Here is a 26,240-nt window from a genome sequence, read left to right as displayed (position 1 = left end):
GAAACCCCGGGATCTCGGTGAGCAGCACGCGCCAATATGTTGGACCGATGGCATCGATCAAGCAGTTCCAAGTCACCTTCGACTGCGCAGAACCTGAGCGCCTCGCTCGTTTCTGGTGCGAGGTGTTGGGATACGTCGTACCGCCGCCACCGGAGGGGTTTGCCACTTGGGACGATTTCAAGCGCTCGCAGCCACCTGAGCAGCGGGACTCATGGTTCGCCTGCTGTGATCCCTCAGGTGTGGGCCCGCGACTGTACTTCCAGCGCGTCCCCGAAGGGAAGGCCGCCAAGAACCGGCTGCATCTTGATGTGCGGGTCGGCACCGGACTCGTGGGTAAAGAGCGCCTCGCCGCACTTGAGGCCGAATGCGCACGACTGGTCCCGCTCGGCGCGGTACACGTGCGAACGCTGTATGACGGCAATGATTCGTGCATCCCGATGAAGGACATCGAGGGCAACGAGTTCTGTATCGACTGAGAGCCGCGAGCGTGTCCTCCCAGATCAACTGAGACGGCACCGGGCAACCGTGCGTCCGGCACCAGATCCACTGAGATTTCCAGTGTCACAGCGTCTCAGTTCTTCTGGTCGCTGCAGGTCACAGGCATCACCAGGGACCAGACCATCTGAGACGGGACATGACTCGCTCACCTGGGTCTGGCCGCAGCCCGGGCGGCTGCGGCTCCAGCGCGTCGCAGAGCCGGTCAGCGAGCCCAGGCGCGCAACTGGGCGGCGACCTCGCGCAGGGCGAGGGTGCCGTTTCGAAGGCCTGTAACCAGTTGGGTCATGCCCCCGGCGGGCGGTTTGACGGGCTCGCCGGACTCGCGCAGGTAGCGGATGGCGAGAGCGCTGCCGACAAGACCGTTGTAGTCGGTCAGCGGGGTGGTAGCCACGAACATCTGCAGCAGGACCGCGGCGCGGACCGGGGTTTCGAGGTAGAAGGGTTCGCCAGCGTGCAGCTCGTAGGCGTGCCGGTACACGGCGGCGGCGAGAGCGCCCCAGTCGTCGATGCCGACTTCGCGACCGGTGTTCTCCTCGAACTGCTGGAGGGATTCCTCGATCCAGCGGGCATCCACGCGGAGAATCAACGCTTACCCGCCTCGAAGGTCTCCTCGAACTCGACGAGCAGGTCGGTCATGTCGTCGACCAGTCCGGACACGAAGGCGTCGCGCTGCGGGTCGACCTCGCTCTCGACGATGCCGGAGACGTACGCCTGGATGGTGACGCCGCGGCGCTTGGCCCGCGCGGTGAGGAGCTCGTGCGTGCGGGCCCCGACCCGGACGTTCAGCTGTTTCTTCTCAGTCTCCATACCCGCAGCCTAGCAATTGCTAGCACATTGGGGGAGGGGTTCGCCAGCCCTGGGGCTTTGGGCACAGATCACTTTGCGTCCTCGATTCGCTGGGCGCGGGCGCGCGCGCTCTGGGCGCCGCTTCGTGCTTCGCGGGCCTTGCGGACGGCATCCGAGACGCTGCGACGGGCCTGATCCAGTGCGCTGCGTGCCTGGCGTTTCTGTTCCTGGGCGGCTTTTACCTCCTCGGCGAGGGCGGCGGTCCGCGCTTCTGCTGCCTGGAGCTGTTTCTCGGCCTGCTCCTGCGCTGATTCGGCTTGCTGGAGTTCTTCCTCCCGGTCGCGAGCCTGCTGTTCGGCACTCTCTGCGTCCTTTCGGGCCTGGGCGACCTTCTGTTGCCGCTCCGCCTCGCGCCGCTGCTCCTTGGCGCTGCGGTCCAGGCCGGCGACAGCGTCTCGGTCGTCCTGACCGGCCGGGGGGCCGGATAGTGCCGAGGGCGGGGCGGGGGCCGCTCGTTGCGGGGCGCCGCTGACCGCGGCCGCGGTGAAGCCGACCGGGGGAGTGAGCGGCTTGACGAGTCGGCCGGAAGCCCATTCTTGGGCTGCCTGCGGATCGGCCAGGACCGCGTGCAGGGTCACTTCGATCTCGTGCTGCACTTCTTCACTGACCGGATGTCCGGCGTCGGCTGCCAGCTGCCGGGCTTGGCGAGCGAGCGCGCCGATCAGGCGGTGCTGCTGGCTGGACAGTTCACGCAGCTGCTCCGGGTCGAGTTCCTGGTGGGCTTCTCGCAGGCCTTCGCCGAGGCGGAGCAGGCCGGCGACGGCGTCGGGCTGACCACGTACGAGCAGATTGCTGGCCCATGCGGACAGTGTCGGGCGCCTCAGCGCGCCGATCCGCCTGGCCAGGTCCCGGTCTCCGGCTTTGCGGGCGGCGGCCGCATGCTGGCTGCGGGCGTCGATGAAGTCCTCGGGCGCCAGCCCGTACACCTCGTCTGCGATGTTCTCCAGATCCACAGCTCACCCAGCACCCTTCACTCCGACAGAGACGAGTTTGCACTCCTTGCCCGGGTAATTCCCTTATATGAGTCTTGCTCCTCCGGTGGAGTCGATGCTGGCCCGTGCGGTGCCGCGTCTGCCCGGGCCCGCCGCCCTGCCGGGCGGCATCGTGTTCGAGCCGAAGTACGACGGATTCCGGCTGCTGGTGTTCGCCGGTGCGGACGGCAGAGTGTTCCTGCAGTCGCGCAATGGGCGTGACCTCACGGGAGCGTTCCCGGAGATCGCTGACGCCGCCGCGGCGCTGGGCGAAGACGTCGTAGCACGGCCTTCTGTGGGGAGATGGTCAGCCGGTCGACGCCTTGTTGAACGCCAGCAGGTTCGGCGTGCCCTCTGGCAGACATCCGGCGTCTTCGCGGACAGCGCCTGTTGGGCGAGAGCTGTACGCCTTGTCACCGCTGACGTGACCGGGCCGGGTGCGGAGCTGCTCGCCCCGCGGGCGAATACTGCAACTCTCGAGTACCGACACTCCACCAGTGCACCCGCAACACCGCTGAAGCGGTCATCGGCGCGGTCACCGGCAGCGTCATTCGACCGGAGACCGTCCTGCTCGGCCGCTACACCACCGACGGGCACTTCCTCCTGGTCGCCCGCAGCACACCGCTGGCGCCGCGGCTTCGTGCGGAGCTCGGCGGTGGCCTGCTCACCCCCGCAGGCGCCGACCACCCCTGGCACGACGTGCACTTCACTTCGCACTGGGGCAGCCGCGAACCGCTCGCCTTCACCCCCGTCGCGCCCCAGCTCGTCGCCGAATTTCACGGTGACACCGCTGTCGATCGCGGCCGCTGGCGCCACCCCGTCAATCTCCACAGGCTCCGTATCGACCTCACCCCCGACGACGTCCCGCTGTATGGCGCGGAACGGCCCTCCGTCGACCCGGACCAGCCGGCAGCGGAATGACGCCCGGCTGCGTCAACAGCGCCTGCCGTGCTTTCCCCCGTCCGTGGGGTCTCACGTGCGCCACGGTCGCCGCAGAGGGCATCACGCGTTACCCTTCTCGAACAGAAGTTCGAAGTCGCTTTTCGGTGTAATTCGCACGAAAATAGACAAGTGGGGGTAGTGGTGTTCGGAGGCGTGGCATGGCGGGTTTTACCCACGTGCACGTCGCGTCCGGCTACTCCGCCCGGTACGGGCCTCCCACCCCGAGGACCTGGTCGCGCGGGCGGCCGAGCGCGGCATGAGCGCGCTGGCGCTGACCGACCGGGACACCGTCACCGGCGCCGTGCGCTTCGCCAAGGCCGCCATGGAGCACGGCATCCGCCCCATATTCGGCGTCGACCTGGCCGTCGCCCCCCTGGCCGCAGTCCGAGCGCAGCGCCGCCGTACCCCCGTGCGCGGCGGAGCCCACGTGCTGGAGCGGCCGCTGCGCATCGTGCTGCTCGCCGAGAACAAGGCCGGCTGGGCGCGGCTGTGCCGCCTGACCTCCGCAGCCCACCAGCAGCAGCACGGCCAGCCGCCCGTCCTGTCCTGGGAGGCGCTGGGTGAACACGGGAACGACGGGCTGATCGCGCTGCTCGGGCCGGTCTCCGAACCGGTCCGCGCCCTGTCCGCGGGACGGCCGGACATCGCCGAGCAGCTGCTCGCCCCGTGGCGGGAGATTTTCGCTGACCGGCTGAGGCTGGCAGCGGTGTGGCACGGCCAATCCGGCACCGGGCCGGGCTCGCTGCGTCTGGCCGCCCGCACCCTGACGTTTGCCGACCAGGCCGGTGTCCCGGCCGTGCTGACCAATGCCGCCCGGTACGCCGATCCGGGCCAACACCGGCTCGCTGATGTCCTGGACGCCGCCCGGCTGCTGCGCCCGATCGACCGGCGCGTGCTTGATTCGGGGGAGCGCTGGCTCAAGGACCCGGCCGTCATGGCCGAGGCAGCCTTGCGGATTGCCGAAGCCGCCGGCCTGGGGGAGCAGCGTGCCCTGCGCCTGCTCGCCGACACCGAAACAACAGCGGGCCAGTGTGTGCTCGATCCCGTCGCGGACCTGGGCCTGGGCACCCCCCACTTCCCTGAACCGGAGATGGTCGGCGCCGGCGGCGGTCCGGGGGAGGCATCCCGGCTGCTGCGTGAGCGGTGCGAGGCGGGCATGGTCCGCCGCGGCCTCGACCACGAGCCCGCGGCCCGCCGGCGCCTGGAGGAAGAACTCGCCGTCATTGCCCAGCTGAAGTACGACACCTACTTCCTGACCGTCGCCCAAGTCGTGGCCGACGTCCGGGAGATGGGGATCCGGGTCGCCGCCCGCGGCTCCGGCGCGGGCAGCATGGTCAATCACGCGCTGATGATCGCCACCGCGAACCCGCTCGATCACTGGCTGCTCTTTGAGCGGTTCCTGTCGGTGCGCCGCGCGTCGCTGCCCGACATCGACATCGACGTCGAGTCCGCCCGCAGGCTGGAGGTCTACGACAAGATCATTGACCGGTTCGGGCTGGAGCGCGTCGCGGTCACCGGCATGCCGGAGACCTACCGGGCCCGGCACGCGCTGCGCGACACCGGCCTCGCGCTCGGTATCGCGCCCGCGGACGTGGACCGGATCGCCAAATCGTTCCCTCACATCCGGGCCTGCGACATCACCGCCGCCCTCGCCGAACTGCCCGAACTGAAACAACTTGCCAGCGAGGCGGCACCGTTCCAGCTCATGTTCGAGCTCGCCGAAGGCCTCGATGCACTGCCCCGCGGTATCGCCATGCACCCCTGCGGCGTGATCCTCACGAACGCATCGCTGCTGGACCGGCTGCCCGTGCAACCCACCCCCGGCGGCTATCCGATGGTCCAGGCCGACAAGGAAGAAGTGGATTCTCTGGGGGTCGAAGCAGTTGCCGTGGAATGAGCCTCACGTTGATGCAGCTCAGCGACTTGTTAGGTGAGTCTAGGCATCACGACACCTGTGGTGCTATCGCTCGATCCGGTGGTTCGCCGTGTAGTGACCGAGATCTTGGCGGTTCCCGGCGGCCGAAGGCGCCCGGGAACCGCGTGGCTGTGATTGGGCAGCTCAGATCGGGCAGTGCCCAGCCGCGATCAAGGCCGGTGGTTCAGGGCCCGGGTCAACTCACGGTTCGCCCCTCGCGCCGCCTCCAGCTCTTCCGTTCGCTCGTCGAGTTCGCCTTGCCTGGCGGCAACCTCCTGTTCAAGTAGGGCGATGCGGCGTTGGAGATGGTCGATGTCGACGGGTGCTCCGAGGCCGGATTCGGCCCAGACGGCGTTGCCGAGCTGGGAGGACAGGCGGCTCTCCAGCTGCCGGACCCGTGTCGCGAGGCGCCTGTTGCGTTCCCGTGCGTTCGCAAGGTCGGTCTGGAGCGAGGCCCTGCTGACCGCCGCCATCCGACCCTCCTCGGCGGGAGTGTTGGCGGCGGCGTGGATGCGTTCGAGCAGGTCGCGGTGGCGATAGAGGAAGGTGCGGTCAACTCGAGCGGCTCTGGCGAGACCGGAGACGGTGATGTCTCCACCGCTCTTGAGGGTGGCGTCGATGGCTTTGAGGACGCGTTCCCGGCGGCGGGCCGAGTCAGCACGCTTTCCCTCGATCATGGGGTTGGTCATCCCGCGGGCCTTTCGGGGCGGAGATCCTCGGGCGGCCCGACGCGGGGCAAGCCGAGCGAGACGACCCGGCGGGTGCGGCGAACTACGGTGACGGCTTCCTTGATCTGAATCCGGTCCTCCTCGGTGAGATCCTCCAAGTCTTCCCGGACTCGCTTGACCAGGCGGCGAACGCGGGCGATCTCCTCGTCGGAGGGCATGGCCTCGGCCTTCGCCCATGAGTCCGCGGCGAATGCGGCGAGGCGTTCGCGGCCTCGGAGGAGATCGGCGAGGTATGCCTCAAGGTCGGGGAGGTAGGAGACGTCCGTGCGGAAGTGATCGCAGCCGACGCAGCGGAATCGGACGGGGCAGTCGTGCCCGCCAGCCTGGACGTTGGTGGGTTCGGTGCAGAGCCCGTAGGGCACCTGGACCTCCCCGATGGCTCGGCGGGCATGCTCGGAGTCGAGCAGAAACTGCGCCTTCCGCCAGACGCGGCTGCCGTTCCGGTCGAATTGCATCGCGGTGACCCGCTCCACGGCCTCACGTTTGCGCGTCTCGCTGACCCGGTAGTACTGCTGAGTGGTCGTCAGTTGACGATGGTCCATGAGGGACTGCAGGGCATCGGGAGCGACGCCGGCGTCAGCGTGCCGCTGAGCGTAGGTGTGCCGGAAGGCGTAAGGGAAGATCTTCGCCTTGTCAAAGGGCAGCATCTTGGTGACCTGGCGACCCTTGACCGTGACCACCGTGGGAACCAGGAACTCGGGCAGCGAACCCACCCAGGCTCGATGACGGGTGGCGAGCCACTCCGGGCCGATCGGTTTGGTGCCTGTCGCGTTGGTCAGGACGGACGGCAGCAGCTTGAGCGAGTCGGTCGGGGTGTTCGGAAATCGTGCCCGTACTCGTTCCTGCTGGGCCACGATCACGGCGCCGGTCTCGCCGCTGATGGGCAGGCGACGGGCTTTCCGCGCCGACTTGTGGTTGTCGTAGACCAGTGTCAGCTTGCCGTCGTCGTCCCGCTCGAGGCAGTCGAAAGGAAGCCGACAGATCTCAGAAGGGCGGCGGCCGGTGTCGATGATCAGCTCGACGGCGGTGCGGATCTCGGGGGCTCCCGTGGGTTCGAGGCTGTCGAGGTGCTGGCAGAGCTGGGCCATGACCTCGGGCGGCAGGTCGCGGCCGGCCTCGTTGTCCTCGGGGTCGTCAGGCACGTCCTCGGGCCGCAAGGCGAAGGTCTCGCAGATCCCGTGCAAGGGCTGATCACGCTGGATCAGGCCCAGGGTCCGCATCCGGCTCAGCAACTGCCGGGCGGATCGGACCACACGGACGTGCGCGTATCCGCTGATCTCGCCTTGCTCGCTCAGGAACCGCAGGCGGTTCAGAAAGATTGTCACGTCATCGCGTGCGACAGCACGAACGTCCTCGCCGTGATCGGGCCGGTTCAACCGCAGGCTGTCCGAAAGCTGGACGATGGCGTTGATGTGGGCCTGGACGGCTGTTCGGCTCTTGCCTCGCCTCTTGGGAATGTCGTCCAGGGCCCAGGCCTTCGTGGCCTCACGCAGCCAGAATTGGCTGATCTTGTCGAAGTAGACGTTGCCGTCCAGGCCGAACGCATAGCCGGACCAGATGTCTTTGTGCCGCTCGGTCTCGGGAGTCAGGCCGAAGCGCCCGAGGTGCTTGAGGATGCCCTTGGCGACACCTGCCGTTGTGTGGTTGATGTGACTCAGATCGAGTTCGGTGAGCGTGGTGATCTGCTGCGAACGGGCCAGGTCGCAGAACGGCCGCAGGATGTAGTCCTTCTGCATCACGCCCTCGTTCACGCGTTCCTGCAGGCCGTAGAGAATCTCGTGCACCACCCGGTCGGGTAGTCCGCGCAGACTGATCACGCCGCACTCAGAGATCGCATTCGTGGTCCGCCGCCAGTGATCCTCGTCGCCCAGAGTTCCCCTGCGGATTTCATACCGCCGGCGCTGAGCATGAGCGGTGCAGTAGCCGGTCGGACTCTGCCGTTGCCGGTAACACGCGGCGACCTGACACGGCCCGAAAGCCTCCAACGGGACGACCTCGGGATGCTGTACGAACTCTTCGATCGGGATCTTGTAGATCCTCCTCTGCTGATAGAGGTGAGCGTCGCAGAGCGCGGTGGCCTGGCCCTTGCTGGGGCGGGCGCACTGAGGAACCTTGCAGTCGACTTCGCCAATGGCCCTCCAGAGCCGCTTCGCGGTCCCGGCGAACTCCTCGATGCCCTGTCCGCTCTTCTCCCACCGCCTCAAGCAGCCGACGCAGAGGCCCTGCTGAAACTCGTAATAGACCATCTTGTTGCAGCCCTCGACCAGGCACTCCGGCGCGCTGAACTGCGGATGGTCGCGCGGGATGAACAGCAGCCGGATTTCCGGATCCCAACTCATGAGCTGCAGGAACTCCGGGCTGATGGCCTCGAGCAAAGGATCGGCGATCTCGTCCGGCTGGGAGGCGGCGATGGGGTGGATGATGGTCACCGGTTTTCGCCCCCGAACTGCAGACGGGGAGAGGGCACCCGCTCGATGGCATCCCGGAGTCGGGTGCGACTCGGATGCAGATACGGCCTTGGCGAGTTGGGATTCTTCTGGCCGAGGAGGGCCTGGACCTCGTCCAGGCTGCCGCCGGCGTCCACGACGTTGCTGGCCATCGTGTGCCGGCACATCCGCGGCGTGACCATCCGGCCCAGACCGGCCCGGCGGGACAACGACTCGCAGAGCTCGCCGATCGCGTCCGTGGTCACCGGCTCGCCGTATGGCGGGCGGAAGAGGTTGACCAACAGGAAGTCGCTGTCGCAGGAAGGCAGTTGCTCAAAGCATTCCAGCGCGTATTGGTCGAAAGCCTGCACCACGAGGAAGTCCACCGGCATCGCCCAGGTCTTCTTCGACTTCGACCAAGCGCCGTTCTCGTTCTGCCGCCGGGCGACGTGGACGTGGGCGCCCTCGATGTCACAGCCCAGTGATTGGGACTCCATCATCAGATGCGGGTCGCTGCGGCGCAGGCCTGCGACCTGCCCCGGGCGCAGGCCGACGCGTGAGAGGAGCAGCAGCGTCAGCCGGTCGCGCGCGGAACGGCATGCCAGGAACATCGCCACGACCTCCTCGTCGCTGGCGCGGTCGATGTCCGTCTCCGGTTCCTGGACCCGGTGGCGAGCGCGCAGCCGAGGTCGCATGTCACCGCTCTCGCCCTGAGCCTCGCCGGGCAGATCGCGGGAATCGCCGACCTCGTAGATCTGCTCCAGCACCCAGCCCGGCACCATCTTGTTCGTCACGCCGTAGAACAGGAACATCCGCACCGCGGTCAGGACTTTGTTGATCCGGATCTCGCCCCGGGCGGGCCTCGCCCCCGGCCCTGGTAGGACGGCCGAGGGTTTACCGCCGTGGGCTGGAGTCCACTTCAGCCAGAGCATGAACAGCCCCATCTCCCGGGCCGCAGTCCTCCAGTCCCTGCCCGTGGCCATGCACCATCGCAGAAACAGGCAAACTCCCTCGGCATACGCCTTAGTTGTTGTCTCCGCTCGTCCCCTCGCCAGGCGGATCTCCCTCAGGAACTGGTCGGCTTCCCTGACCACCTCAGCTCTCGTCGACCACAGTCCAGTACCGGGTGCCCGACGGCAGCACCACACGAAATGCCCGTACCCTCACTCTGCCTCCACGGCTCGATCGCAACGATCTGCCGCAGAGCCACACCCCCTGAGACCCGTTGCAGTAGTCCCAACGAGAGGGCCTACGCAACGTCACACCACTGCCCTTGAACCCCCAGAGAACGTCGAAGACCTCGGCCTGATCAAACTGGATGTCCTCGGGGTGCGGATGCAGTCCGCGATGGCCCACGCCACCGCCGAAATCCAGCGCACCACCGGCACGACCATCGACCTGGATGACCCGCAGCAGGTCCCGCTGGACGACTACTTCGCCTTCAAAATGATCCAGGACTCCGACACCCTGGGCCTGTTCCAGCTCGATTCTGCGTCAAGTCCAGGCGTGTTGCTTTGAAATGCTCGTTAACCGGGATGCCCTCGGCTGAAGGGTGTGGTTCCTAGAGAGTGCGGTCGACTCAGCCGGCTTACCTCGCAGCGCCCCACCTACCTGTGTCTACGGTGCAGTGCTGGACCGACGTCGTCGAGGGCGAATGATCATCCATCGTTGTTCTTGACCGCTTTGTCCTGTGACAACGCAGACCATCGCGCTGCATGCCCCTGGGCATGGGCATGGCCCTCAGCGCCTATCGCGAGTGCACGGTCATCGTGAAGTTCGAACAGCACCGGGTGATCGCGGACCTGGTCGGGCTCAACAAGATCCGCTTCGCCGGTTCCGCCGGCAAGGGGGATCGATCAGATCGCGCAGCGGCTGAAAACGCGGGCTGTGCCGTCGACGAGGAGGGCACTGGCGCCGGAGGATTCGGTTCACAGGGCTCGGCGTGTACGGGAGAAAGCCGATAAAGTGCACGATTGAAGGTGGTGGGGGACATGAGTGATCCGAACGCTGACGGCCAGGGGGGCGACAGCATCCCGTTGTTGCCCGAGATCGCGGACGATCCGCTCGCGGACGAGACCTGGCAGGAGCTGCCCACCCAACAGAAGCTGAGGCTGCGCCTTCCACGACGTCCGGCCTTGGAGGACGAGGAGGATGTCCTCGCAGTACGTGCGGACGAGGATCCCCCCGGCATGCCGGAAAACGCGGGTGAGTGACGACGCCACCGCGGCCAAGGTGTTCGCGGAGTACATCGAGAAGTTGCTGGCGGCGGAGAACGAGCAGCGCGCCTCTCTCCAAGCACGAGGTGCTGCGGTCATCACCGCTTCAGGCACGCTGGTCACGCTGACGCTTGGCTTGGCCGTGCTGGTCACGAATCAGGGAAAGGCCACGATTCCGAACGCGGCGCGTGTCCTTCTGCTCTTCGCCATGGCGGGTTTCCTCGTTGCCGCTGTTCTGGCGATTCTCGTCAACACCCCTCGCCGTCAGACGATCCTCGATCCCGTTGCGGTGCAGCGGGAGGTGCGCCGCCGCTGGAACCAGACGGAGAGCACAGGACTTGCCAAGGTGACCGCCGACCGGCTGACGTGGCTGGCTCGACTGCAGAGGAGTAACGATGTCCGCGCGGTAATCCTGATGGCCGCGGTAACGGCTCAGGTCGTCGCGGTGACTCTCGTGGGCGCTGCGGCCGCGGTCATCCTCTGGTAGCGCCGCTCCGTAGGAGGAAGGCTCGGAAGGATTGATTCAGCCGGCTCCCGCTAGGACGAACGGGCCGAAGAAGAAGGGCCACTGCCCGGGGCGCACCAGCGCACGGATCGTCGGGTCGTATATTGCCGACAGGAGGTTGGAGCGCAGAGCGGAGGCCAACGCAGTCCCGTCTCGGTAGTGATCGCGCACTGTGCCGGCGAACACGTGCCGGGCCGTCTCGTAGGGCAGCGGCCAGCGTGCGGCCAGTACATTGGCCGCTCCCGCGTAGAATAGAGCGTTTACCATTCCTCGCAGCTCGTGCATCGGACCCGCCGCGACCTGGCCCACACTGCACGCACTGATGACGACGACGGCGCCGGGCCGCAGCCGGATTTCACCGCTGTAGAAGTCGTCGGCCTGCAGCGCTCCGCCACCACCGTCGAACTCGATCCGCCAGTCAAAACCGAGCTCGTGATCCCCGACGCGCCCTGGGGTCGACGTTTCTCCGTGCGAGGCCACGTACAACAGGCTGATTCGTTCGTTGAGCTCGGCGAGTTGATCGCGGTGTCGCACCACTGTGGAGGGGAAGGGTAAAGCCTTCCGCACGGTCTCGACCTCCTCCTCCAGGTCGGCGTCCCCCTGTTTGAGGAGAAGGGCGGCGAATGGTGCGCTTTCGTCTCGGCTCTTGCCGCGGGCGTAGACGAACGAAGCTGCACTGGGCGCGGTGACCACGCCGTCGACGAACACGCGGGTGATCGGCAGCATGGCTGCACGCACGACGACGAGGTCGATGGGCATGCTGTGAATCAGTCCGTCAGGCAGGGCGACCAGGCGCCGGTATCGAGGGTCGCGCGCGGCGTCCCGCAAAGCGTCGGGAATGGCGCATGCCCCGAGCTGCTGTACCAGGTCTGGCAGGTCACCCAGCGGAGGTGGACGACGTGGGGCACCGACTCCGCGTCGGGCGGTGATGTCTTCGATCTGACGCTCCCATTCCCGCAGCAGTTCCCTGACTGGCGCGAGAGGAAGCCTCTGGGACCCGAGCAGCCGGTCGGCATCTCCTACGAGCGTGATCAGTTCGTTTCGTTCCTGGCGGATGTACCAGGACGCGAAGAGCTCATGGGGCCCGAGATGAGGGCGGAGTGCTTCGCTCATCCATCTGCGCTCGACAGCAGGTCGATCAGTTCTGTGTCGGCGGTTAGGCCGCTTACTTCGTAGGTCACCGTGTCGACACTCGCGAGCAGCTCACGATCGTGACTGAGCGGGATACGAAGAGTGGTCCGCAACGGGCCAAGGTCAGTGGCCACCTCGCGCACCGGTCTGCTGTTTTCATGGCGCCAGTCGTGACCCCAGTCGACGTAGACAAGACTCTCCGAATACACCACGCTCTGCAGCGCGACAGCGGCATGCCAGTCAGGTGCTTCCCGCCGGGCCTGCTCCATACGGTCGGTGTCGAGGCCGTACCGCTCGGTCAGCATGAATGGGCCGGGGAGGTACTCCTTGCGGTGGATGGCGTCGGTCATCAGCCGTGCCTTGCTCAACTCCGTGACGGTCAGGAGCTTTTCCAGACGATCCGACTCGTCGATCCAGTCGCCGGATATAGACAGGAGGTCCACCGCCAGGTCGAGTGACCGGGCGCCTCGTTCCAGCCAAGCCACTTTGGAGCGTGGGTCGTACAGCCCGCTGAGCACCCTTTTCCACAGGGTGATTGCCTGCTCTACTAGGGCAAGCGCCGCGGCGGGACGCCCCTGGGCGGCACGCCCGTGGGCCAACTCGGTCAGGAGGTGCCACCGGGCCATAGGCCGCAGTTCGTTTTCCAAGCAGGCCGCGCCGATGGCCCCGGCCCGCTCCAAGTCGTCGTCGCCACCTGACCCGACCAGGAGGGCGATGAGCCGACGGAGTACCAGGGAACCCAGCCACAGTTCCTGCCTGCCGTAATCGAGGACCACCTGGTACAGCGCTTTTGCCTCCCCGGTGGCGCCGGCGGCTTCCGCGAGCCTGCCCAGCACTGCCACCGCCGTGACCAGGGCCTGGTGCTCGTCGTGCGCCGCAGAACCGCCGTCGGTCGGCCTGCTGGCCAGGACCCGCCGCCAAGCTGTCGTATCGGCGGCATACGGCGGGCGTCCGAGGAGCAGCCCGCGAGCCGCTGTAGCGGGAGACCAGTCACCGAACTCGGCGAGCAGCGCGACCGCTTCTTCCTCTCGTGGCCGCAGCCAGACGGCCAGCAGCCGGGACATCCAGTGGAGGGCCGCACCCAACCGGGTTTCCACCCGGGTCGCGTCGTCGGCCGCCCTGCCGAACGCCTCCAGCGCCTCGTAGGTCTTCCCGAGGTCCGCCAGGTGCAAGGCTGCGAAATGCTCGGCGTGAACCGCTTCCAAGAGCCCGTCTGCTTCCTGCACCACAGGCGGGTCGATGCCCAGCTCCGAGAGCAGGGCAGCCATGAGGTCGGCGTGCTCGGAAGGCGCAGGCATGTCTTCCCTGCGGCCGCGGGTGGCCACGTTGAGCTGCAACTCGACCAGGTAGTCGATCTGACCGAACGCCGCAGCGCTGCCCAGAAGGAACCTCTTCAGGGCCGGTCCGGAGATCCTCCCGCGCACATAGGACTTCACCCAGTAGGCCCGCACGTACTCGAAGCTGAGGGCCGTCTCTCCGGCGTGCAGCTGGCAGCGCGCCATCTCACGTAATACCGACAGCAAGTACCACTCGACGGACATCTCAGCGGCGAGGATCGCTTCGCGCAGAAGATCCCTGGCCTCGTCGATACGGCCCTCATCCGTCAGATGCCTGCCGAGCAGCATCAACGGGAAGCCACGGTTGTCCGCGGACAGCTCGGCGGCCTGGCGGCGCAGAAAGGCCTCGCCCGCCTCCCGGCCCTCGAAGGCTAGGACGGCTGCATGACGGTGACCGAGCTGTGCCACGGCCTCCAGATCGTCCCGGGAGCACGTCAGGACCGGAGCCATGTGATCGTAGAGGTCCTGACACACGTCCCTCCGCGCGGTGCGCGCGTGGAGGAGGAAATCGGCGAGTGCTCCGAGACCGTCTGGGCGGTCGCCTGGCCACAGCGTCGTGACTGCATCCAGCAGTTGATGGAAATCACCGTGGCTCAGCAACCGATGCAGCTGGTGGAGCCGCTGTTGCGAGAGTGCCATCGTGCGGACCTCCGGTCGGCCAGGCCAGGATTCACAGTAGGGTGACACACCATGGGAGCCGGGTGAACCCGCGCACACCGGCGCGTGAGGGGCGTGTGCAGCAATCCGAGGAGCGCGTGAGCGGCTGCTCCGCCCAACGGCAGGCTGGCTCCCTTCCCGCTCCTGGTACGGCAGTGCGGACAGGCTGTAGACCGCCAGGCCTCGGACGGCAGAGCCCAGATGCCGCCCCAGAGCGCCCGGGGCGAGCAAAGCCCGCTGAACCGGCGCGACCTGCTGCAGATCACCGAGCTCCACCGCCAGCAGCGTCCGACCCTGGGTTAGCGATCCAAGGGCCGGTGCTGGACGGGCAGAACTCGAACGACGCCGTGGCTGCCAGCTGCCTCGCGCAGTTGCTGGTTCCCCACCTCCAGGACGTGTACGACCCGCACCAGCTGCTGGACGTCCGTGCGTAGCCGGTCGCGCTCGGCGCGCAGGCGGGTGACCTTCTTCTGTAGTTCGTCGTTGGTCCGCTTCAGGTCGTCGGCGACCTTCGGCCGCGTATCCTGCATCCGCACCAGGGCGTAGAACAGGTCCTTCAGGCCGGTGTGCTTGTGGGTGAGCTTATTGCGCTTGAGGCCCGCCTCCTGGGCAAGGGACTTGATCGTCAGCTGGCCGTCCGAGCGCAGCGGAGTGCCCACCAGCAGACGGATCATCGCGTCGGTGATCGCCTCAACCTCAGCAGTATCGCCGGGGCGCGACGGACTCGCCGCCGCGGCGGCCATCGCGAGTACACGGCCAACCGTCTCGGCGATACCCGCAGCGGCCGGCGCCGCGGGTGCTTCCGTGCCGTCGGCCTGCTCGCCGGCGGCCGGGGAGTCGTCCTGGACTGTCGTCATGTGCTGTCCTTGCCGGCCGTCCGCCCTGCTGCGGCCTCATGCACCTGAATGATCTTCTCTGTGCTAGCGCGGCAGAGCTCGAGCCGGCGCCGTATCGGGTGGGGCAGGTGTGGGTCGTCGCAGTCGGTGTCGATCTGGGCGAGCTGCTCGCGGGCCCGCTGGATGTGGGTGTCGGTGCGGGAGATGTTCGCGCAGGCGGGGTTGCAGCGGTTCCAGTTCGGGGTGTGCATGGACGGCTTCGTGCCCTTGGCCAGGTTGGGATCGCACAGCGCCTTGTAGGGATCGAGGTTGCAGGTCAGTAGAGCCTCGGGGTCCTCGAAGATCTGCAGCCGGGGGTTGTTCCGCAGCGCCTTCATCTGGCCCTTGGTGGCGAATCCGCCCGCATAACGGGCGGTGAACTCGGCCGCGGCGGCGATGTAGCGGTCGGTGGCCGGCCCGCTGATGCCTTCTCCAGCGGATAGCCGGTCGCTGGCTTCCGCCAGCGCGTCCGCCCGGGCCAGGGTCTTCTCGAAGTCGAGGATCTCCAGCATGTCGGCCTTGGTGCGCCCGCCGTACGATTCGGCCAGGGAGCTTCCGACATGTCCGTACTGCAGGCCGAGGGCGATGCGGCCGCCGGGACGGCGGTAGATGAACCAGGCCACGGTGCGGCGCAGTCGGCGCAGGGTGATCGGTCCGTGAGGATCGGCCGGGATCAGCTCGTGCGGGCGGGCGAGCCGGGTGGCGGTCGCGTTCGCCCAGTCGATGAAGGACTTGATGCGTCCGATGAAACGGTTCGGGTTCAGCCCCTCGGCGCGAATCTCGGCCGGGGCGGGCGCGAGGGTGCGGACAGTCATCGACCGGGGGAACAGCAGGCGGTCGTCGTGGAGTTGCTCCAGGACCTTCACGGCGCGGTCGACGAGTTCGATGACCGTCCAGGGCTCGGGGCGGATCTCGCCTCCGGGCAGGGTATTGCCGTCTTCATCAGTGACGCCCTTGAAGTGCCGGCCTGTAATGCGGTACCGGACGGTTCCGTCCTCGCGCACCTCCTGGTTGGAACAGCCGCGTTCGAGATGGAGGACTTCCTCGGGACGCATCCCTGACAAGTAGCCGATGGTCAGCAGCGCGGCCACCATCAGATGGCCCGCGAGCGACTGGGCCTCGGTGAAGGCGATGGCCTTCGCCCAGACCTCGCCGTCGATCCGGCCGGTCACGTCGACCGGGAGTGCCGCCCCATCGGCGACGGGCAGGCCGCCGAGGTCCGGGCCCAGCTCGAGCAGGCCCATCTCGACGTGGTGGCGGGTCACGCCTAACTGCCCGGCGAGGAAGGAGATATTGATCAGCGGCCGCTCGCCTGCCGCGCTGGCCCGCCAGTGGTTCCCCAGGCGCTGGCCCGTGCTGCCGATGTACGCCGGGAGCGTCCCGCCGCTCGCCTTCAGGTGCTGCAGGTGGGCGCGGACGAGCGTCAGCCCGTCCGCCGATCCGGCGTTGCTGGGCCGGATGTTCACCTTGAGTCGGCGCCAGGCCCAGTGGGCGTCGATGATGTCCCGCGCGAGGTCGAGGACCAGGCGCAGCGCCCAGACCAGGAGCGGGGACATGGTGGCCGGGTGGATGACGACCTCCCGGTTCTCGCCCCTGTCCCGGCTGAAGTCGTCCCCGAGGAAGTCGATGATGGCCGCGCCCGGATCTTCCCACGGCGGCATCACCAGCCGGTCCTCGGGCAGCAGGTGCGGCGCGTATGCCCACACGCGGGTCAAGGCGAATAGCTGCCGGCCGCCGCCGCTGGCTCCGCTTCACCGCCCGATGGCCCTGGACCGACGTCATCGGGCTACGTCGACGTAGTCGGAGTCAACCCGCCGCCAGGATCGAGCGTCGACCTCCGAGTTATGGCGCGCCGAGCGATTCTTCTTAACGAATTCCTCCGGCGAGCGGGGATAAAAGTTGAGCGCGGCAGAAAGGATGTAGATGACGGGGTCGTCAACGCCTTCTTGACAATTCCAAAATACCGGAGTGGGACTAGGTCGATGGAGGCGATCGTAGACATGAGCAGGCTCCACAAGGGAGGACGCTTCGGCAGGTCCTCATTGCCTCCCGAAACCCAACTTGAACTTCACGTTGAGGCGTCAGATTTCCTTCGTATCGCGAGAGGACATCGTCAAGAGCGCCGTTTCAGATGGGGTTCAGGCAGTGGAAGATGATCACGCGCCGTAACTATGAGTAGCCGAGTCGCGCACAAGGCCGCGGAGCCTTCGTTCCTGAACTGCGCGAAGAGATTGCCGACTCACCGCTGACTCTCCGCCTCAACGTCGTCTCGGCACCGGGCGAGATGGCTTCCGCAGCATCGACGCCTTCCGTCGACTCAACATCGGCTTTGACGATCACGTCAATGCCGCTGGTCAGCTGCAGGACCCGATCACGCCGGTTTGGTCGCGGGGGACGACCCGCAGCGGGGCGGGCGGTGTGGAGGGCTGGTCTGGCCCCGTCACGGTCTGCCGTAGGTGCTGGATCGCGCCGTACTGGGCGGCGAGCCGTGACAGCGCCGCCGGGGAAGAGCCATGGAGATGGGGCCAGGGAGAGTGATTGACTCCTCGAATCGACACGCATGAAGCCTCAGACCAACCCGAGCTTGGACGCCGTTGAGATCGAGCTTGCCGCGGATCCACGCACCACGAAGGACAATTCCACGCGGGTCCAGTTCAGTGGTACGGCGCCCGAGGAGCAGGTCCCTCTACGCGCCCGGCCTCTGGCCGAGCAAGCGCCGCCAGGCCCAGCTCCTCGTCCGAGGCGGCCATCACCGTGTCGATGGTGCCCTTGGCCAGCTCGTCGGCGAGCTCCAGCACCTTCTTGTTCAGCTCCCGCAGCTCGGCCATCTGCTCGTTCAGGGCCGTTAGCTTCTGGCGCCGCGACGGGCTGAGGTCCGGGAGCTGGCCCCACGCCTCCGCCTGCTCCTCGAACAGAGTCAGGTCACCGGCCTGCTCGGTGTAGACCCGCTTGATCCGCGCAACATCGGTGTCCGCCAAGACATGCGGCTTGGTCCGGGCCTCTTCCAACGCCTCGGCGTTCTCCCGCACATCGACCAGCCACCGCCGGGTGTGCTCGACGAAGAACTCCATCTTGCTGATGGGGTGCCAAATCCGCTCGGGCATCGCGCGGTCCCTCTCGTACGACAACAGACCCAGCGACACTAACCGCCCACAGCAGCCAGCCGCCCAGGTTCACCCCAAGACCCCCGATCGTCCGCCTGACGTGCTAGACGACCAAGATCAAGTGCTTAACGCCAACGGCTGTACGGATGGTCCAACCGCCGCCAATTGCATCAGACGCGAATTCGCGACGGTATGCGAACCGGCCTGCGTGGGGGTGTCAACCGCGCCGCGATCCCGTGGAGTTGTGCGCCTGCGTTACCGGTGACGATAGCGGCCGGCAGGACCTTGACGCCACTCACCCGAGGGGCTGACCTGCGGGTTCTCTGAGGGTTCGCATAGGATGCGGTTTTCTCGCATCTGATGCGAGTCACGGAGAGTCAGATGCGGCTTGAGCTGGAACTTCCGCCAGATCCGGCCCACGGTCGACTTCGACAGACCACTGTGCTCGGCCATCGATTTGCGCGACCAGTGGGTAGCGTTCTTGGGAAGCTGCTCCAGCGTCGTGACCACGACCGCTTCCACCTCATCGACGCCGATGGTGGGCGGCCGGCCCGGCCGGGGCTCATCCACGAGGCCGTCCAGGCGGTCGGCGAGGAACCGCCGCCGCCATTTGCGGACCGTGTCGGCACTCACCCGCAGGTCCCGGGCGACAGCGACGATCGGTGGCACCTCCGGCCCCGCGCACGCCAGCACAATGCGTGCGCGCAGAGCCAGGGACTGGGCCGATGTGGCCCGACGCGTCCACCGCTCCAACATCGCCCGCTCATCAGCGGACAGCAGCATCGGTTCCAGCTTCGGGCCTCGACGAGGAACTGACGCACCAGCAGCAGAAGTCACACCACAACTAACGATCAACTACTGGCGCAGGACATATAGGAGAGCCCCGCCAGTAAGTACCAAGCCCGGGTTACATGATTCTGGTCTGCCGGGAAGCAGGCGCCCAGCGAACCTGCTGTCCCACCGGGCGGTGCGGCCGATCCTGGGGCGACAACGGGCCTGGACTTCATTTCGACGCTCGCCGTCATAGGTTGAGGGCGTCCCTCACCCCGGGCACGGCCACCGCGTGGAACATCTCGTCGAGCTCTGTCGGCCGGTACTGCAGGCCGTCATCAATCCACCAGGTCAGCAGCGACGCGAACCCGCCGGCGACGAACGGCACGACCGTGGCGAGCGGTACCCGGGTCGGATGCCGCGCCGGCAGCCGCCGGGACAGCTCCTCGCGGGCGAGGTCGGCGACCATCTCGTCGAACCACCGCCGCAACAGCGGGCCACCCCGCCGCCCCACCAGGAGCGGGCTGAGGTGGCGGTTATCGTAGGCGTGCTCCAGCAGGGGCAGGCTGAAGGCGAAGAACCGGCCGGTGCCGGCGGGCCGGGCGGTACCCGCCTCGCGCAGCTCGTCCTGCAAGGTCTCGACGCCGTGGCGGAGCAGGTCCTCCTTGTCGGTGAAGTGGGCGTAGAACGTGGTGCGGCCGACATCGGCCCGCTCGATGATGTCCCGCACCGTGACGGACTCATACCCCTTCTCCATCATGAGCTGCACCAGCGCGAAGTGCAGCGCCTGCCTGGTCTTGCGTACCCGCCTGTCCGGACCCGTTGCCATGTGCGTTTCCCGTCTCTGACCGAACATTTCGCTGCCGGCTGTTTCGTTTCGAACAGCTCGGCTCGCTTTGACGGTTGCCCTGCCCTGGCAACTCGCGATTACGTAGGAGCCGAACACCTTGTTCGGTTTCAAACCTATCGTTCGGAAACGGTACGGGGCCAGGCTTCGGCTCGCCTCACATAGAAATGCCGTTCGCAGCCGGCCGGTTCGGGGCACGGGCACAGCTTCTCGGCCCTCGCCGCCGCTTCTTCTGGAGGTACCACCACATGCGCGACACAACGTTGCCCGCGTCCGGCACCGGGGGTGTCGATCCCGGCACCCAGGCAATCCGGGTGCGCGGCATCGTCAAGGAATACAACCTCTCCTCGGGTGCCTTCACCGCACTCGCGGGCGTCGACTTGGACATCGAGGCCGGCGAGTTCGTCGCCATTGTCGGGCGGTCGGGCAGCGGGAAGACCACGCTGCTCAACCTCCTCGCCGGCATCGATCGGCCGACCTCCGGGGAGATCAGCGTCGCCGGCACGGCCGTCCACGCGCTGCGCGAGGCCGAGCTCGCGGCCTGGCGCGGGCGGACGGTAGGCCTGGTCTTCCAGTTCTTCCAGTTGCTGCCGACTCTCACGGTCGCCGAGAACGTGATGATCCCCATGGACTTCTGCCGCACGTTCCCCGCCGGGGAGCGGCGCGGGCGCGCACTCGCCCTGCTGGAGCGCATGGGCATCGCCGAGCAGGCCGACAAACTGCCCTCTGCTCTCTCCGGCGGCCAGCAGCAGCGGGCCGCCATCGCCCGGGCGCTCGCCAACGACCCGCCGATCCTGCTGGCCGACGAACCGACCGGCAATCTCGACTCGCAAACCGGCGACGCGATGCTGCAGTTGTTCACCGACCTCACCGCCGAGGGCCGGACCATCGTGATGGTCACCCACGAACGCGACGTCAGCCGGTACATCAGCCGCGAGATCACGCTGGCCGACGGCCGGGTCGCGGGCGCCGGTGCGAGTGCCGCCGGGGTGACGGCATGACCCGGCTACGCTGGCGCAAGGTCGCGCGGGACCTGTGGAACGCCCGTACCCGTACCGCCATGATGATCCTCGCCATCGCGGTCAGCCTCACCGCGGTCGGCGCCGTCCTGGGCGCCCGCACCATCGTGTTGCGGGAGATCGACCGCAACTACCTGGGCACCCACCCGGCGTCGGCGACCCTGCACCTGTCGGGCAAGCCCGACGCGGCAGCCGTCGCCGACGTCCTGGACCAGCCCGACATCGCCGACGCGACCGTGCGCGGCTCGGTGAAGGCCAGGGTCCGCGTCGACGGCCGCTGGGAGCAGTTCATGCTCTGGGTCGTCGCGCCCGACGACCCGATGCGCATCAGCAGCTTCACCGTCGAACAGGGGGACTGGCCCACGCCGGCCGCCGAGATGCTGCTCGAACGCAGCTCCCTGAGTTACTTCGGCGTGGCCAACGGAGGCAGCCTGGAGGTGCAGACCCCGAACGGCAAGCCCCAGCGCGTCACCGTGACCGGGTCGGTGCACGACCCGAGCCTGGCTCCCTCGGAGCAGGAGACCGTCGGTTATGGATACCTCACCGAGGCGGCGCTGCAGCGCCTGGGGGAGAACGTCGCGCTCGACGAGCTGAAGCTCGTGGTCGGCCCGGACGCCGCTCACCCGACGCGCAGCGCCGAGGAGATCGAACAGGCCGCCGGGCGGGCCGGTGCCGTACTCGCCGAACGCGGCCTGCGCGTCACCGCGATCGAGGTGCCGCCGCCCTACCGCCATCCGCACCAGTCGCAGATGGAGTCCGTCACCACTCTGCTGCTCGTCTTCGCCGGGCTTTCGGTCGTGCTCAGCGCCATCCTGGTGGCGACGATGCTTGGAGGGCTCCTCGCCCAGCAGATACGCCAGATCGGGATGATGAAGGCGGTCGGTGCGCGTACCCGCCAGATCCTGCAGCTGTATCTGCTCATGGCCCTGCTCATCGCAGCGGCCGCCACCGCCCTGTCGATCGTGCCGAGCCTGCTGACCGGGCGCTACCTCGCCGGGGTCATTGCGGAACTCCTCAACATCGACCTGGTCAGCGTCGCGGTCCCCGCCTGGGTCTTCACCGTCCAGCTACTCGCAGGCCTCGGCGTCCCGCTGCTCGTCGCACTCGTGCCGCTGGTACGGGGCAGCCGCGTCACCGTGCGGCAGGCCATCGACGACCACGGCACCGGGACGGGGGACGGCTCCGTACGGGGCACCCGGTTCACGGCATGGCTGGGGTCGCAGCGCGGCATCGACCGGTCGCTGGTGATGGCATCGCGCAACACAATGCGGCGCAAGGGGCGGTTCGCGCTCAACCTCACCCTGCTCGCCGTCGGCGGCGGTCTCTTCATCACCGGCCTGAATACGGCCGGCGCATGGACCGCACTGGTCAACGAGGGGCAGGCCAACCGCCACTACGACCTGGAGGTCAAGCTCAACGAGCCGGTATCCGCCGCCACGCTCGACGGACTGCTGCGCCCACTGCCCGGCGTCGCCGATGTGGAGGCGGTCGCCTCGTGGAAGACCGCGATGACCGGCACGGACGGCCTCGACGTCAGCCACACCTACCCCGACGGCGGGCATGGCAGCTTCAGCATCACGGCCGCCCCGCCGGACAGCCCCATGCTCACCCTGCCCGTCATCGAAGGACGGTGGCTGCGGCCGGATGACACCGACGCGGTCGTGCTCAACCAGCTCGTCCCGATATACCAGGACATCGAGGTCGGTGACGAGGTCTCACTCACCGTCGCCGACCGGCCCTCCACCTGGCGCGTGGTGGGGCTGGTCTCCAACTTCGGCACCCACGGCACGGCGTACGTCACGCCGGACGGCATGGAACGGGCCGTCCCGGTGCCCGGACAGGCCTCGCTGATCCGGGTCGCCACCGAGGGTCACGACGACGACGCCCGCCGGGCCGCGCTGACCCAGATCGAACGCACGCTCGCGACGGAAGGGGTGAATGTCGCCTCGGCCGTGCCTGTTGACCAGCTGGAGACAGCGCTGGACGGGCATGTGGCCGTGCTCATCGCCATCCTGCTCGCCCTGGCCGCCGCCATGGGCGTGGTGGGTTTGCTCGGCCTCGGCTCCAGCATGAGCACCAGCGTTGTCGAGCGGACCCGGGAGTTCGCCGTGCTCAGCGCCGTCGGGGCCACGCCGGGCGCGGTACGCCGGATCGTCGTCAGTGAGGGCGTGCTGGTCGCGGCGATGAGCGTGGCCATCGCCGTCGTCGTCGCGCTACCACTGACGCGGGTGCTCGGCGACTTCGTCGGCGATCAGGCCTTCCATCTGCCCCTGCCCTTCAACCTGTCAGGCCCGGCCGTGTTGCTGTGGCTGACCCTCGTCCTGGTCGGGGCAGCCGCGGCCACCATGGCTGCGGCGTGGCGCGCCGGCCGGCTGACCGTCCGTGAAGCCCTGTCCGCAGTCTGAAAGGACCGCTGTGAAGAAGATCCTTCTTATCGTGCTCGCCCTGGCCGCCATCATGTTCATCATCCACGTGAGCATCAACGGGCTCCCCGTACTCGACTCGCTCAACCCGCACGGGTAGGCACCATAGGCTCGTAGCGGCACTGCCCGGCCCGGCCCGGAGGGCGCCGGGCCGGGCTCGGGTGGTTGTCCGCGAGTGCCATCGCCCGCGGGGAGTGTCACAAGCTGCTGCGACATCCCGTAGGACCTGTCGTAGCTCCAGCCCCCGGGCACAAGCCCGATACGGACGCACTCGCCTGCGTGCACCACTTCACATGGCGTCTCGGCGTCCTGGACGACCTGCGCCGCCGGGTGCAGCGGTTCTCCTCCGGCGACTGCGACAGAACCATCTCGTCCAACGCTCCAGTGCGGCGGGCGTACTCCCCACGACCGGCCGGGCGGGCTGCGGCCGGTCGCCAGCGCGTCCTGGTGATGCCGACGCCCTCGGTATCACCACGTCACCACGACCAAGATCGCCGGCGAGTCCCGGAGAGACCTGAAGCCGATACGCCCCCAGCGACCACACACGGTCACCAGAGGCTGGACCCCACGGAGAACTGGCGACAGTTAAATACGCGAGCCTGCCAGTACCGAGGCGGGTCCACACGGCACTGGTGACGCTCCGCGGCTCGGGCACAGGCCACCTCAGATCAGGCGATCTCACCTCCGGCTGGCAGATCATCCAGGGCAGCAACCCAGCCGCATGATCCCCACAGGAGGCAACCGCATCCACAGCTATTGACGACTACTCCCCGGTGCCACCCGGCCCGCAGCGCCGGCCGGGTCGGAGCGAAAACGCCACGCTCCCAGCGAGGACCCGCAGCTGCCATAGCGTCAGCCACCTCGTAGATATCAGCCCGACGCCCGGGCGCGCACCGATGCACGGCGCGCACCGGATCGGGCTCACCGGGATCATTTGGTGGAAGAGTCACCATCCCGGAAGAGTCCGAGAACCTTGGCAACCACGAGTGCGCCGAGGCCGAGGGTGTAGATGACTCCCGGGCCGGCATCCGGGTCGAGCGCGCTGCGCATGGCGGCGAAGTGTCCGCCGAGGGCGCCTTGTTCGAAGGATTCCAGGACATGCCAGGGCGCCCGGTCGGCCGGCCGCTCCAGAGCTTGGGTTCCGAAGGCGACGGCGTAGGCGATGACGGCCGGCCACAGCTGGGGGACCAGGTAATCCTCCGCCTTCTCGCCCTCCTCGAGGAGCTCTTCGCGGACTACGGTGCGGTACAGGTCCTGCAGGCCGGGGTGCGCACGGTCGACGGCCTCGACGACCGCGGCCAGACTCGCTCCGGGGCCGAGCCCGGCCAGAGCCAGCGGGCGGGAGTGCGGCGGCAGCCAGATCCACAGCTTCCCCGGATCGCTCCAGTGCGCCGCGGGCACCCACACTGCCCGTTGAAAGGCTTCGTCCAGCACATCACCAAACCGCGGGCCGCCCGCGATGGCAAGCAGCGCCATGACGGCGGCCCACCCGGCGGGAACGGCCAGATCCTTGTAGGCGAGCAGGTCGAATTCCAGGGCGAGCCCGACGGGGGACCCGGTTGTCAGCAGTTCGCCGTCGAAGACGCAGGCCGGACACACGCGCATCTGTTCCGCCACGGGTGTCCTCAGCAGATGGCGTGCTGGATAAGGGTCGCCACAGATCGCGCACGCGCTGTCGTTGACGAGCAAGGCAATCTCGCGCGCCCTCCCGTCGGCGAGTGCCGCGCCCAGTCGCTGGACCATGGCGGCAGGTTCCTCAGTCCCAGGAACCGTCACAGACACCGGCCGGGTCTGGCTACCTGTGCAGAAGCTGACCTCGGGCACGTCCTGCAGATCTGCCTCGTCCGGATCATCCGGGTCGCGGGAACCGGTACGGCCGGGCTGGTAGCCGGGGCGCAGAATCGTTCCCGAGGCCGGCCCGACCTTGGAGTGCCACACTCCGTCCCACGGCCGCGTTTCGCCTGTGGCGGGCCAGCCGGCGGCCCGGAAGGCGGCAAGCATCCTCTGGTGCACGTCGGCGGTGAGCACCGGCCGCTGCTGTTCGGCCTTCATGATTCGTTCGGTGCGGGCGTATTCACCCGGCGGTGCGACGGCCCGTACGTCATTCTTGCGGGCGCGGTTGCGCGTCATCCCTGTTCCTCTCGGCGTACGCCCACGTCACACGCCGCGTCGAGTCACAGAGCGGCACGGCTGCACCAGGCGCGATTCGGGGAACCTTGTCCGGATCACCCCGGCGACGTGGGCGTCGGGGCACGGAGGCGGGCAGGCGCTTCTGCCACGTCAATCGTAGCGACACCGCGCGTCCGTAACACCCCATAAGACCGCATCCAGAACGCCAACAGCCGTGGCACAGCTGCCCGCTGTTCTCGCACGGGTGACGCCCGGGGCAGCGACGCCCCGGGTTCACGGCCGCCGCCGTACGCTCCCCGTACTACGTGAAGGACCCGGGGGAGGGGCAGCGGTGAAGCGGGAACGGGCTACGGCCATGGTCAGCGAAATGCTCCAGCGTCTGGACGAGGGCGGCAGTTGGCCGCTGGACTTGGTCGACGCGGTGTATGTGTTCGGCTCCTACGCCCGCGGCGCGCGCGACGTCGACGTGGCCGTCGACTACCGCCACGCTCACCCCGGATCGGCCGCACTGACTGGGTGCGGCTTCGCCGCTGAGGCTACGACGGGAACCGCCGCAAGGGGTGAGGTTTCCTCGGCGGGGCCTACTCCCCGACTGTGGTGTCGCGGACCGCGCTCAGCCGACGGGCAGCAAAGTCGCTCCCGAGCTGCGGCTACGTGAGCAGGCTGGGCTGCTCAGGACGGTTCATGACAGTGCAGTTTCCGTCCACCCGTCAGATCTTTCGCCTGTCCTGGGGGAAGGAAACACTGTGATCACCGGGGCAGTTCACCGGAGATAACCAGGCAGGGTCGACTTCTCAAGTCTGATGTCTGCCTGTCGATGAGCGGCAACGGCAGGGGTGGAGGCAGGTGTGACTCGCAAGCACTTCGATGCGGCGGCGCAACACTGAATCCAGCACGAC

Annotated in this window: 21 protein-coding genes and 3 pseudogenes; 10 read left to right on the top strand and 14 right to left on the bottom strand. The window is 67.7% G+C overall.

Features of this window, described 5'->3' with window-relative positions; translation table 11 throughout:
* The first annotated feature begins 47 nt into the window (after window positions 1–47).
* Window positions 48–476, top strand: a complete 429-nt coding sequence (locus SLUN_RS01315) for a VOC family protein (RefSeq protein WP_108146782.1) — start codon at window positions 48–50, stop codon at window positions 474–476.
* 224 nt (window positions 477–700) lie between these two features.
* Here SLUN_RS01315 and SLUN_RS01310 read toward each other — a convergent pair whose 3' ends face one another.
* The 3 genes from SLUN_RS01310 to SLUN_RS01300 all read right to left on the bottom strand — a co-directional run bounded on the left by SLUN_RS01310 (window position 701) and on the right by SLUN_RS01300 (window position 2,297).
* Entirely contained in the window at window positions 701–1,072 is a 372-nt protein-coding gene (locus SLUN_RS01310; RefSeq protein WP_108146781.1) for a hypothetical protein, read from the bottom strand.
* Window positions 1,073–1,080: 8 nt separating this feature from the next.
* The gene (locus tag SLUN_RS01305; protein WP_108146780.1) at window positions 1,081–1,305 is read right to left on the bottom strand and encodes a hypothetical protein; all 225 of its coding nucleotides are present in this window, start codon (window positions 1,303–1,305) and stop codon (window positions 1,081–1,083) included.
* A gap of 68 nt (window positions 1,306–1,373) precedes the next feature.
* On the bottom strand, window positions 1,374–2,297 hold the full coding sequence (locus tag SLUN_RS01300) for a hypothetical protein (protein WP_108146779.1): 924 nt from the start codon (window positions 2,295–2,297) through the stop codon (window positions 1,374–1,376).
* Window positions 2,298–2,364: 67 nt separating this feature from the next.
* On the opposite strand from SLUN_RS01300, the pseudogene SLUN_RS40680 reads away from it, so the two are divergent.
* The 3 genes and pseudogenes from SLUN_RS40680 to SLUN_RS01290 form a co-directional block, all read left to right on the top strand.
* Window positions 2,365–2,520, top strand: a pseudogene (locus tag SLUN_RS40680) (DNA ligase); the annotation flags it as partial.
* 494 nt (window positions 2,521–3,014) lie between these two features.
* Window positions 3,015–3,236: a hypothetical protein gene (locus tag SLUN_RS40670; RefSeq protein WP_175308625.1), complete on the top strand. Its 222-nt coding sequence runs from the start codon at window positions 3,015–3,017 to the stop codon at window positions 3,234–3,236.
* 179 nt (window positions 3,237–3,415) lie between these two features.
* Window positions 3,416–5,130: pseudogene (locus tag SLUN_RS01290) on the top strand (PHP domain-containing protein); the annotation flags it as partial.
* A 212-nt stretch (window positions 5,131–5,342) separates the two neighbouring features.
* On the opposite strand, the gene SLUN_RS01285 reads toward SLUN_RS01290, so the two are convergent.
* From SLUN_RS01285 to SLUN_RS01275, 3 genes are read right to left on the bottom strand one after another with little or no spacing between them, the layout of a single operon-like run.
* Complete coding sequence (locus tag SLUN_RS01285; RefSeq protein ID WP_108146778.1) at window positions 5,343–5,861, bottom strand: DUF6262 family protein; 519 nt, start codon at window positions 5,859–5,861, stop codon at window positions 5,343–5,345.
* Window positions 5,858–8,329 carry a tyrosine-type recombinase/integrase gene (locus SLUN_RS40435; protein ID WP_217505891.1) on the bottom strand — a complete coding sequence of 824 codons (2,472 nt, stop codon included), beginning with the start codon at window positions 8,327–8,329 and terminating at the stop codon, window positions 5,858–5,860. The genes SLUN_RS01285 and SLUN_RS40435 overlap by 4 nt, the downstream gene beginning before the upstream one ends.
* Complete coding sequence (locus tag SLUN_RS01275) at window positions 8,326–9,258, bottom strand: tyrosine-type recombinase/integrase (protein ID WP_254710232.1); 933 nt, start codon at window positions 9,256–9,258, stop codon at window positions 8,326–8,328. Before SLUN_RS01275 ends, SLUN_RS40435 begins: the two co-directional genes overlap by 4 nt.
* 298 nt (window positions 9,259–9,556) lie before the next feature.
* On the opposite strand from SLUN_RS01275, the pseudogene SLUN_RS01270 reads away from it, so the two are divergent.
* The 4 genes and pseudogenes from SLUN_RS01270 to SLUN_RS01255 form a co-directional block, all read left to right on the top strand.
* Window positions 9,557–9,838, top strand: a pseudogene (locus tag SLUN_RS01270) (hypothetical protein); the annotation flags it as partial.
* Between the two features lie 215 nt (window positions 9,839–10,053).
* A complete protein-coding gene (locus SLUN_RS01265; RefSeq protein ID WP_159100125.1) occupies window positions 10,054–10,290 on the top strand; it encodes a hypothetical protein in 237 nt (78 codons plus the stop codon).
* Window positions 10,291–10,317: 27 nt separating this feature from the next.
* On the top strand, window positions 10,318–10,539 hold the full coding sequence (locus SLUN_RS01260) for a hypothetical protein (RefSeq protein WP_108146776.1): 222 nt from the start codon (window positions 10,318–10,320) through the stop codon (window positions 10,537–10,539).
* Window positions 10,532–11,029 carry a hypothetical protein gene (locus SLUN_RS01255; RefSeq protein ID WP_108146775.1) on the top strand — a complete coding sequence of 166 codons (498 nt, stop codon included), beginning with the start codon at window positions 10,532–10,534 and terminating at the stop codon, window positions 11,027–11,029. Before SLUN_RS01260 ends, SLUN_RS01255 begins: the two co-directional genes overlap by 8 nt.
* A 36-nt stretch (window positions 11,030–11,065) precedes the next feature.
* Here SLUN_RS01255 and SLUN_RS01250 read toward each other — a convergent pair whose 3' ends face one another.
* The 7 genes from SLUN_RS01250 to SLUN_RS01220 form a co-directional block, all read right to left on the bottom strand.
* Entirely contained in the window at window positions 11,066–12,160 is a 1,095-nt protein-coding gene (locus SLUN_RS01250; RefSeq protein WP_108146774.1) for a CHAT domain-containing protein, read from the bottom strand.
* Window positions 12,157–14,154, bottom strand: a complete 1,998-nt coding sequence (locus SLUN_RS01245; RefSeq protein ID WP_108146773.1) for a hypothetical protein — start codon at window positions 14,152–14,154, stop codon at window positions 12,157–12,159. Before SLUN_RS01245 ends, SLUN_RS01250 begins: the two co-directional genes overlap by 4 nt.
* 317 nt (window positions 14,155–14,471) lie before the next feature.
* The gene (locus tag SLUN_RS01240; protein ID WP_217625798.1) at window positions 14,472–15,029 is read right to left on the bottom strand and encodes a hypothetical protein; all 558 of its coding nucleotides are present in this window, start codon (window positions 15,027–15,029) and stop codon (window positions 14,472–14,474) included.
* A complete protein-coding gene (locus SLUN_RS01235; RefSeq protein WP_108146772.1) occupies window positions 15,026–16,762 on the bottom strand; it encodes a hypothetical protein in 1,737 nt (578 codons plus the stop codon). The genes SLUN_RS01240 and SLUN_RS01235 overlap by 4 nt, the downstream gene beginning before the upstream one ends.
* 939 nt (window positions 16,763–17,701) lie before the next feature.
* Window positions 17,702–18,151 (bottom strand): hypothetical protein, encoded by a 450-nt coding sequence (locus tag SLUN_RS01230; protein ID WP_108146771.1) that lies wholly within the window; start codon window positions 18,149–18,151, stop codon window positions 17,702–17,704.
* 255 nt (window positions 18,152–18,406) lie between these two features.
* Window positions 18,407–18,934 (bottom strand): helix-turn-helix domain-containing protein, encoded by a 528-nt coding sequence (locus SLUN_RS01225; protein ID WP_217503704.1) that lies wholly within the window; start codon window positions 18,932–18,934, stop codon window positions 18,407–18,409.
* Window positions 18,935–19,172: 238 nt separating this feature from the next.
* Window positions 19,173–19,751: a TetR/AcrR family transcriptional regulator gene (locus SLUN_RS01220; RefSeq protein ID WP_108146770.1), complete on the bottom strand. Its 579-nt coding sequence runs from the start codon at window positions 19,749–19,751 to the stop codon at window positions 19,173–19,175.
* 266 nt (window positions 19,752–20,017) lie between these two features.
* On the opposite strand from SLUN_RS01220, the gene SLUN_RS01215 reads away from it, so the two are divergent.
* Complete coding sequence (locus SLUN_RS01215) at window positions 20,018–20,770, top strand: ABC transporter ATP-binding protein (RefSeq protein ID WP_108146769.1); 753 nt, start codon at window positions 20,018–20,020, stop codon at window positions 20,768–20,770.
* Window positions 20,767–23,193: an ABC transporter permease gene (locus SLUN_RS01210; RefSeq protein WP_108146768.1), complete on the top strand. Its 2,427-nt coding sequence runs from the start codon at window positions 20,767–20,769 to the stop codon at window positions 23,191–23,193. Before SLUN_RS01215 ends, SLUN_RS01210 begins: the two co-directional genes overlap by 4 nt.
* Window positions 23,194–24,141: 948 nt before the next feature.
* Here the strand turns inward: SLUN_RS01210 and SLUN_RS01200 are convergent.
* Window positions 24,142–25,341: a hypothetical protein gene (locus tag SLUN_RS01200; RefSeq protein ID WP_108146766.1), complete on the bottom strand. Its 1,200-nt coding sequence runs from the start codon at window positions 25,339–25,341 to the stop codon at window positions 24,142–24,144.
* Window positions 25,342–26,240: the final 899 nt, after the last annotated feature.

Origin of the sequence: Streptomyces lunaelactis (assembly GCF_003054555.1) — a bacterium.
Classification (GTDB): Bacteria; Actinomycetota; Actinomycetes; order Streptomycetales; family Streptomycetaceae; genus Streptomyces; species Streptomyces lunaelactis.
The sequence above is the reverse complement of the archived record's forward strand: the minus strand, read 5'-3'. Positions and strand labels throughout refer to the sequence as shown.

What these genes read in the sequence shown, in the direction of transcription:
- SLUN_RS01315 (WP_108146782.1), top strand. Translation starts at nt 48, where the DNA reads ATGGCATCGATCAAGCAGTTCCAAGTCACCTTCGACTGCGCAGAACCT.
- SLUN_RS01305 (WP_108146780.1), bottom strand. Translation starts at nt 1,305, where the DNA reads ATGGAGACTGAGAAGAAACAGCTGAACGTCCGGGTCGGGGCCCGCACG.
- SLUN_RS01285 (WP_108146778.1), bottom strand. Translation starts at nt 5,861, where the DNA reads ATGACCAACCCCATGATCGAGGGAAAGCGTGCTGACTCGGCCCGCCGC.
- SLUN_RS01275 (WP_254710232.1), bottom strand. Translation starts at nt 9,258, where the DNA reads ATGCTCTGGCTGAAGTGGACTCCAGCCCACGGCGGTAAACCCTCGGCC.
- SLUN_RS01265 (WP_159100125.1), top strand. Translation starts at nt 10,054, where the DNA reads ATGGGCATGGCCCTCAGCGCCTATCGCGAGTGCACGGTCATCGTGAAG.
- SLUN_RS01260 (WP_108146776.1), top strand. Translation starts at nt 10,318, where the DNA reads ATGAGTGATCCGAACGCTGACGGCCAGGGGGGCGACAGCATCCCGTTG.
- SLUN_RS01250 (WP_108146774.1), bottom strand. Translation starts at nt 12,160, where the DNA reads ATGAGCGAAGCACTCCGCCCTCATCTCGGGCCCCATGAGCTCTTCGCG.
- SLUN_RS01245 (WP_108146773.1), bottom strand. Translation starts at nt 14,154, where the DNA reads ATGGCACTCTCGCAACAGCGGCTCCACCAGCTGCATCGGTTGCTGAGC.
- SLUN_RS01240 (WP_217625798.1), bottom strand. Translation starts at nt 15,029, where the DNA reads ATGACGACAGTCCAGGACGACTCCCCGGCCGCCGGCGAGCAGGCCGAC.
- SLUN_RS01230 (WP_108146771.1), bottom strand. Translation starts at nt 18,151, where the DNA reads ATGCCCGAGCGGATTTGGCACCCCATCAGCAAGATGGAGTTCTTCGTC.
- SLUN_RS01225 (WP_217503704.1), bottom strand. Translation starts at nt 18,934, where the DNA reads ATGCTGCTGTCCGCTGATGAGCGGGCGATGTTGGAGCGGTGGACGCGT.
- SLUN_RS01220 (WP_108146770.1), bottom strand. Translation starts at nt 19,751, where the DNA reads ATGGCAACGGGTCCGGACAGGCGGGTACGCAAGACCAGGCAGGCGCTG.
- SLUN_RS01215 (WP_108146769.1), top strand. Translation starts at nt 20,018, where the DNA reads ATGCGCGACACAACGTTGCCCGCGTCCGGCACCGGGGGTGTCGATCCC.
- SLUN_RS01210 (WP_108146768.1), top strand. Translation starts at nt 20,767, where the DNA reads ATGACCCGGCTACGCTGGCGCAAGGTCGCGCGGGACCTGTGGAACGCC.
- SLUN_RS01200 (WP_108146766.1), bottom strand. Translation starts at nt 25,341, where the DNA reads ATGACGCGCAACCGCGCCCGCAAGAATGACGTACGGGCCGTCGCACCG.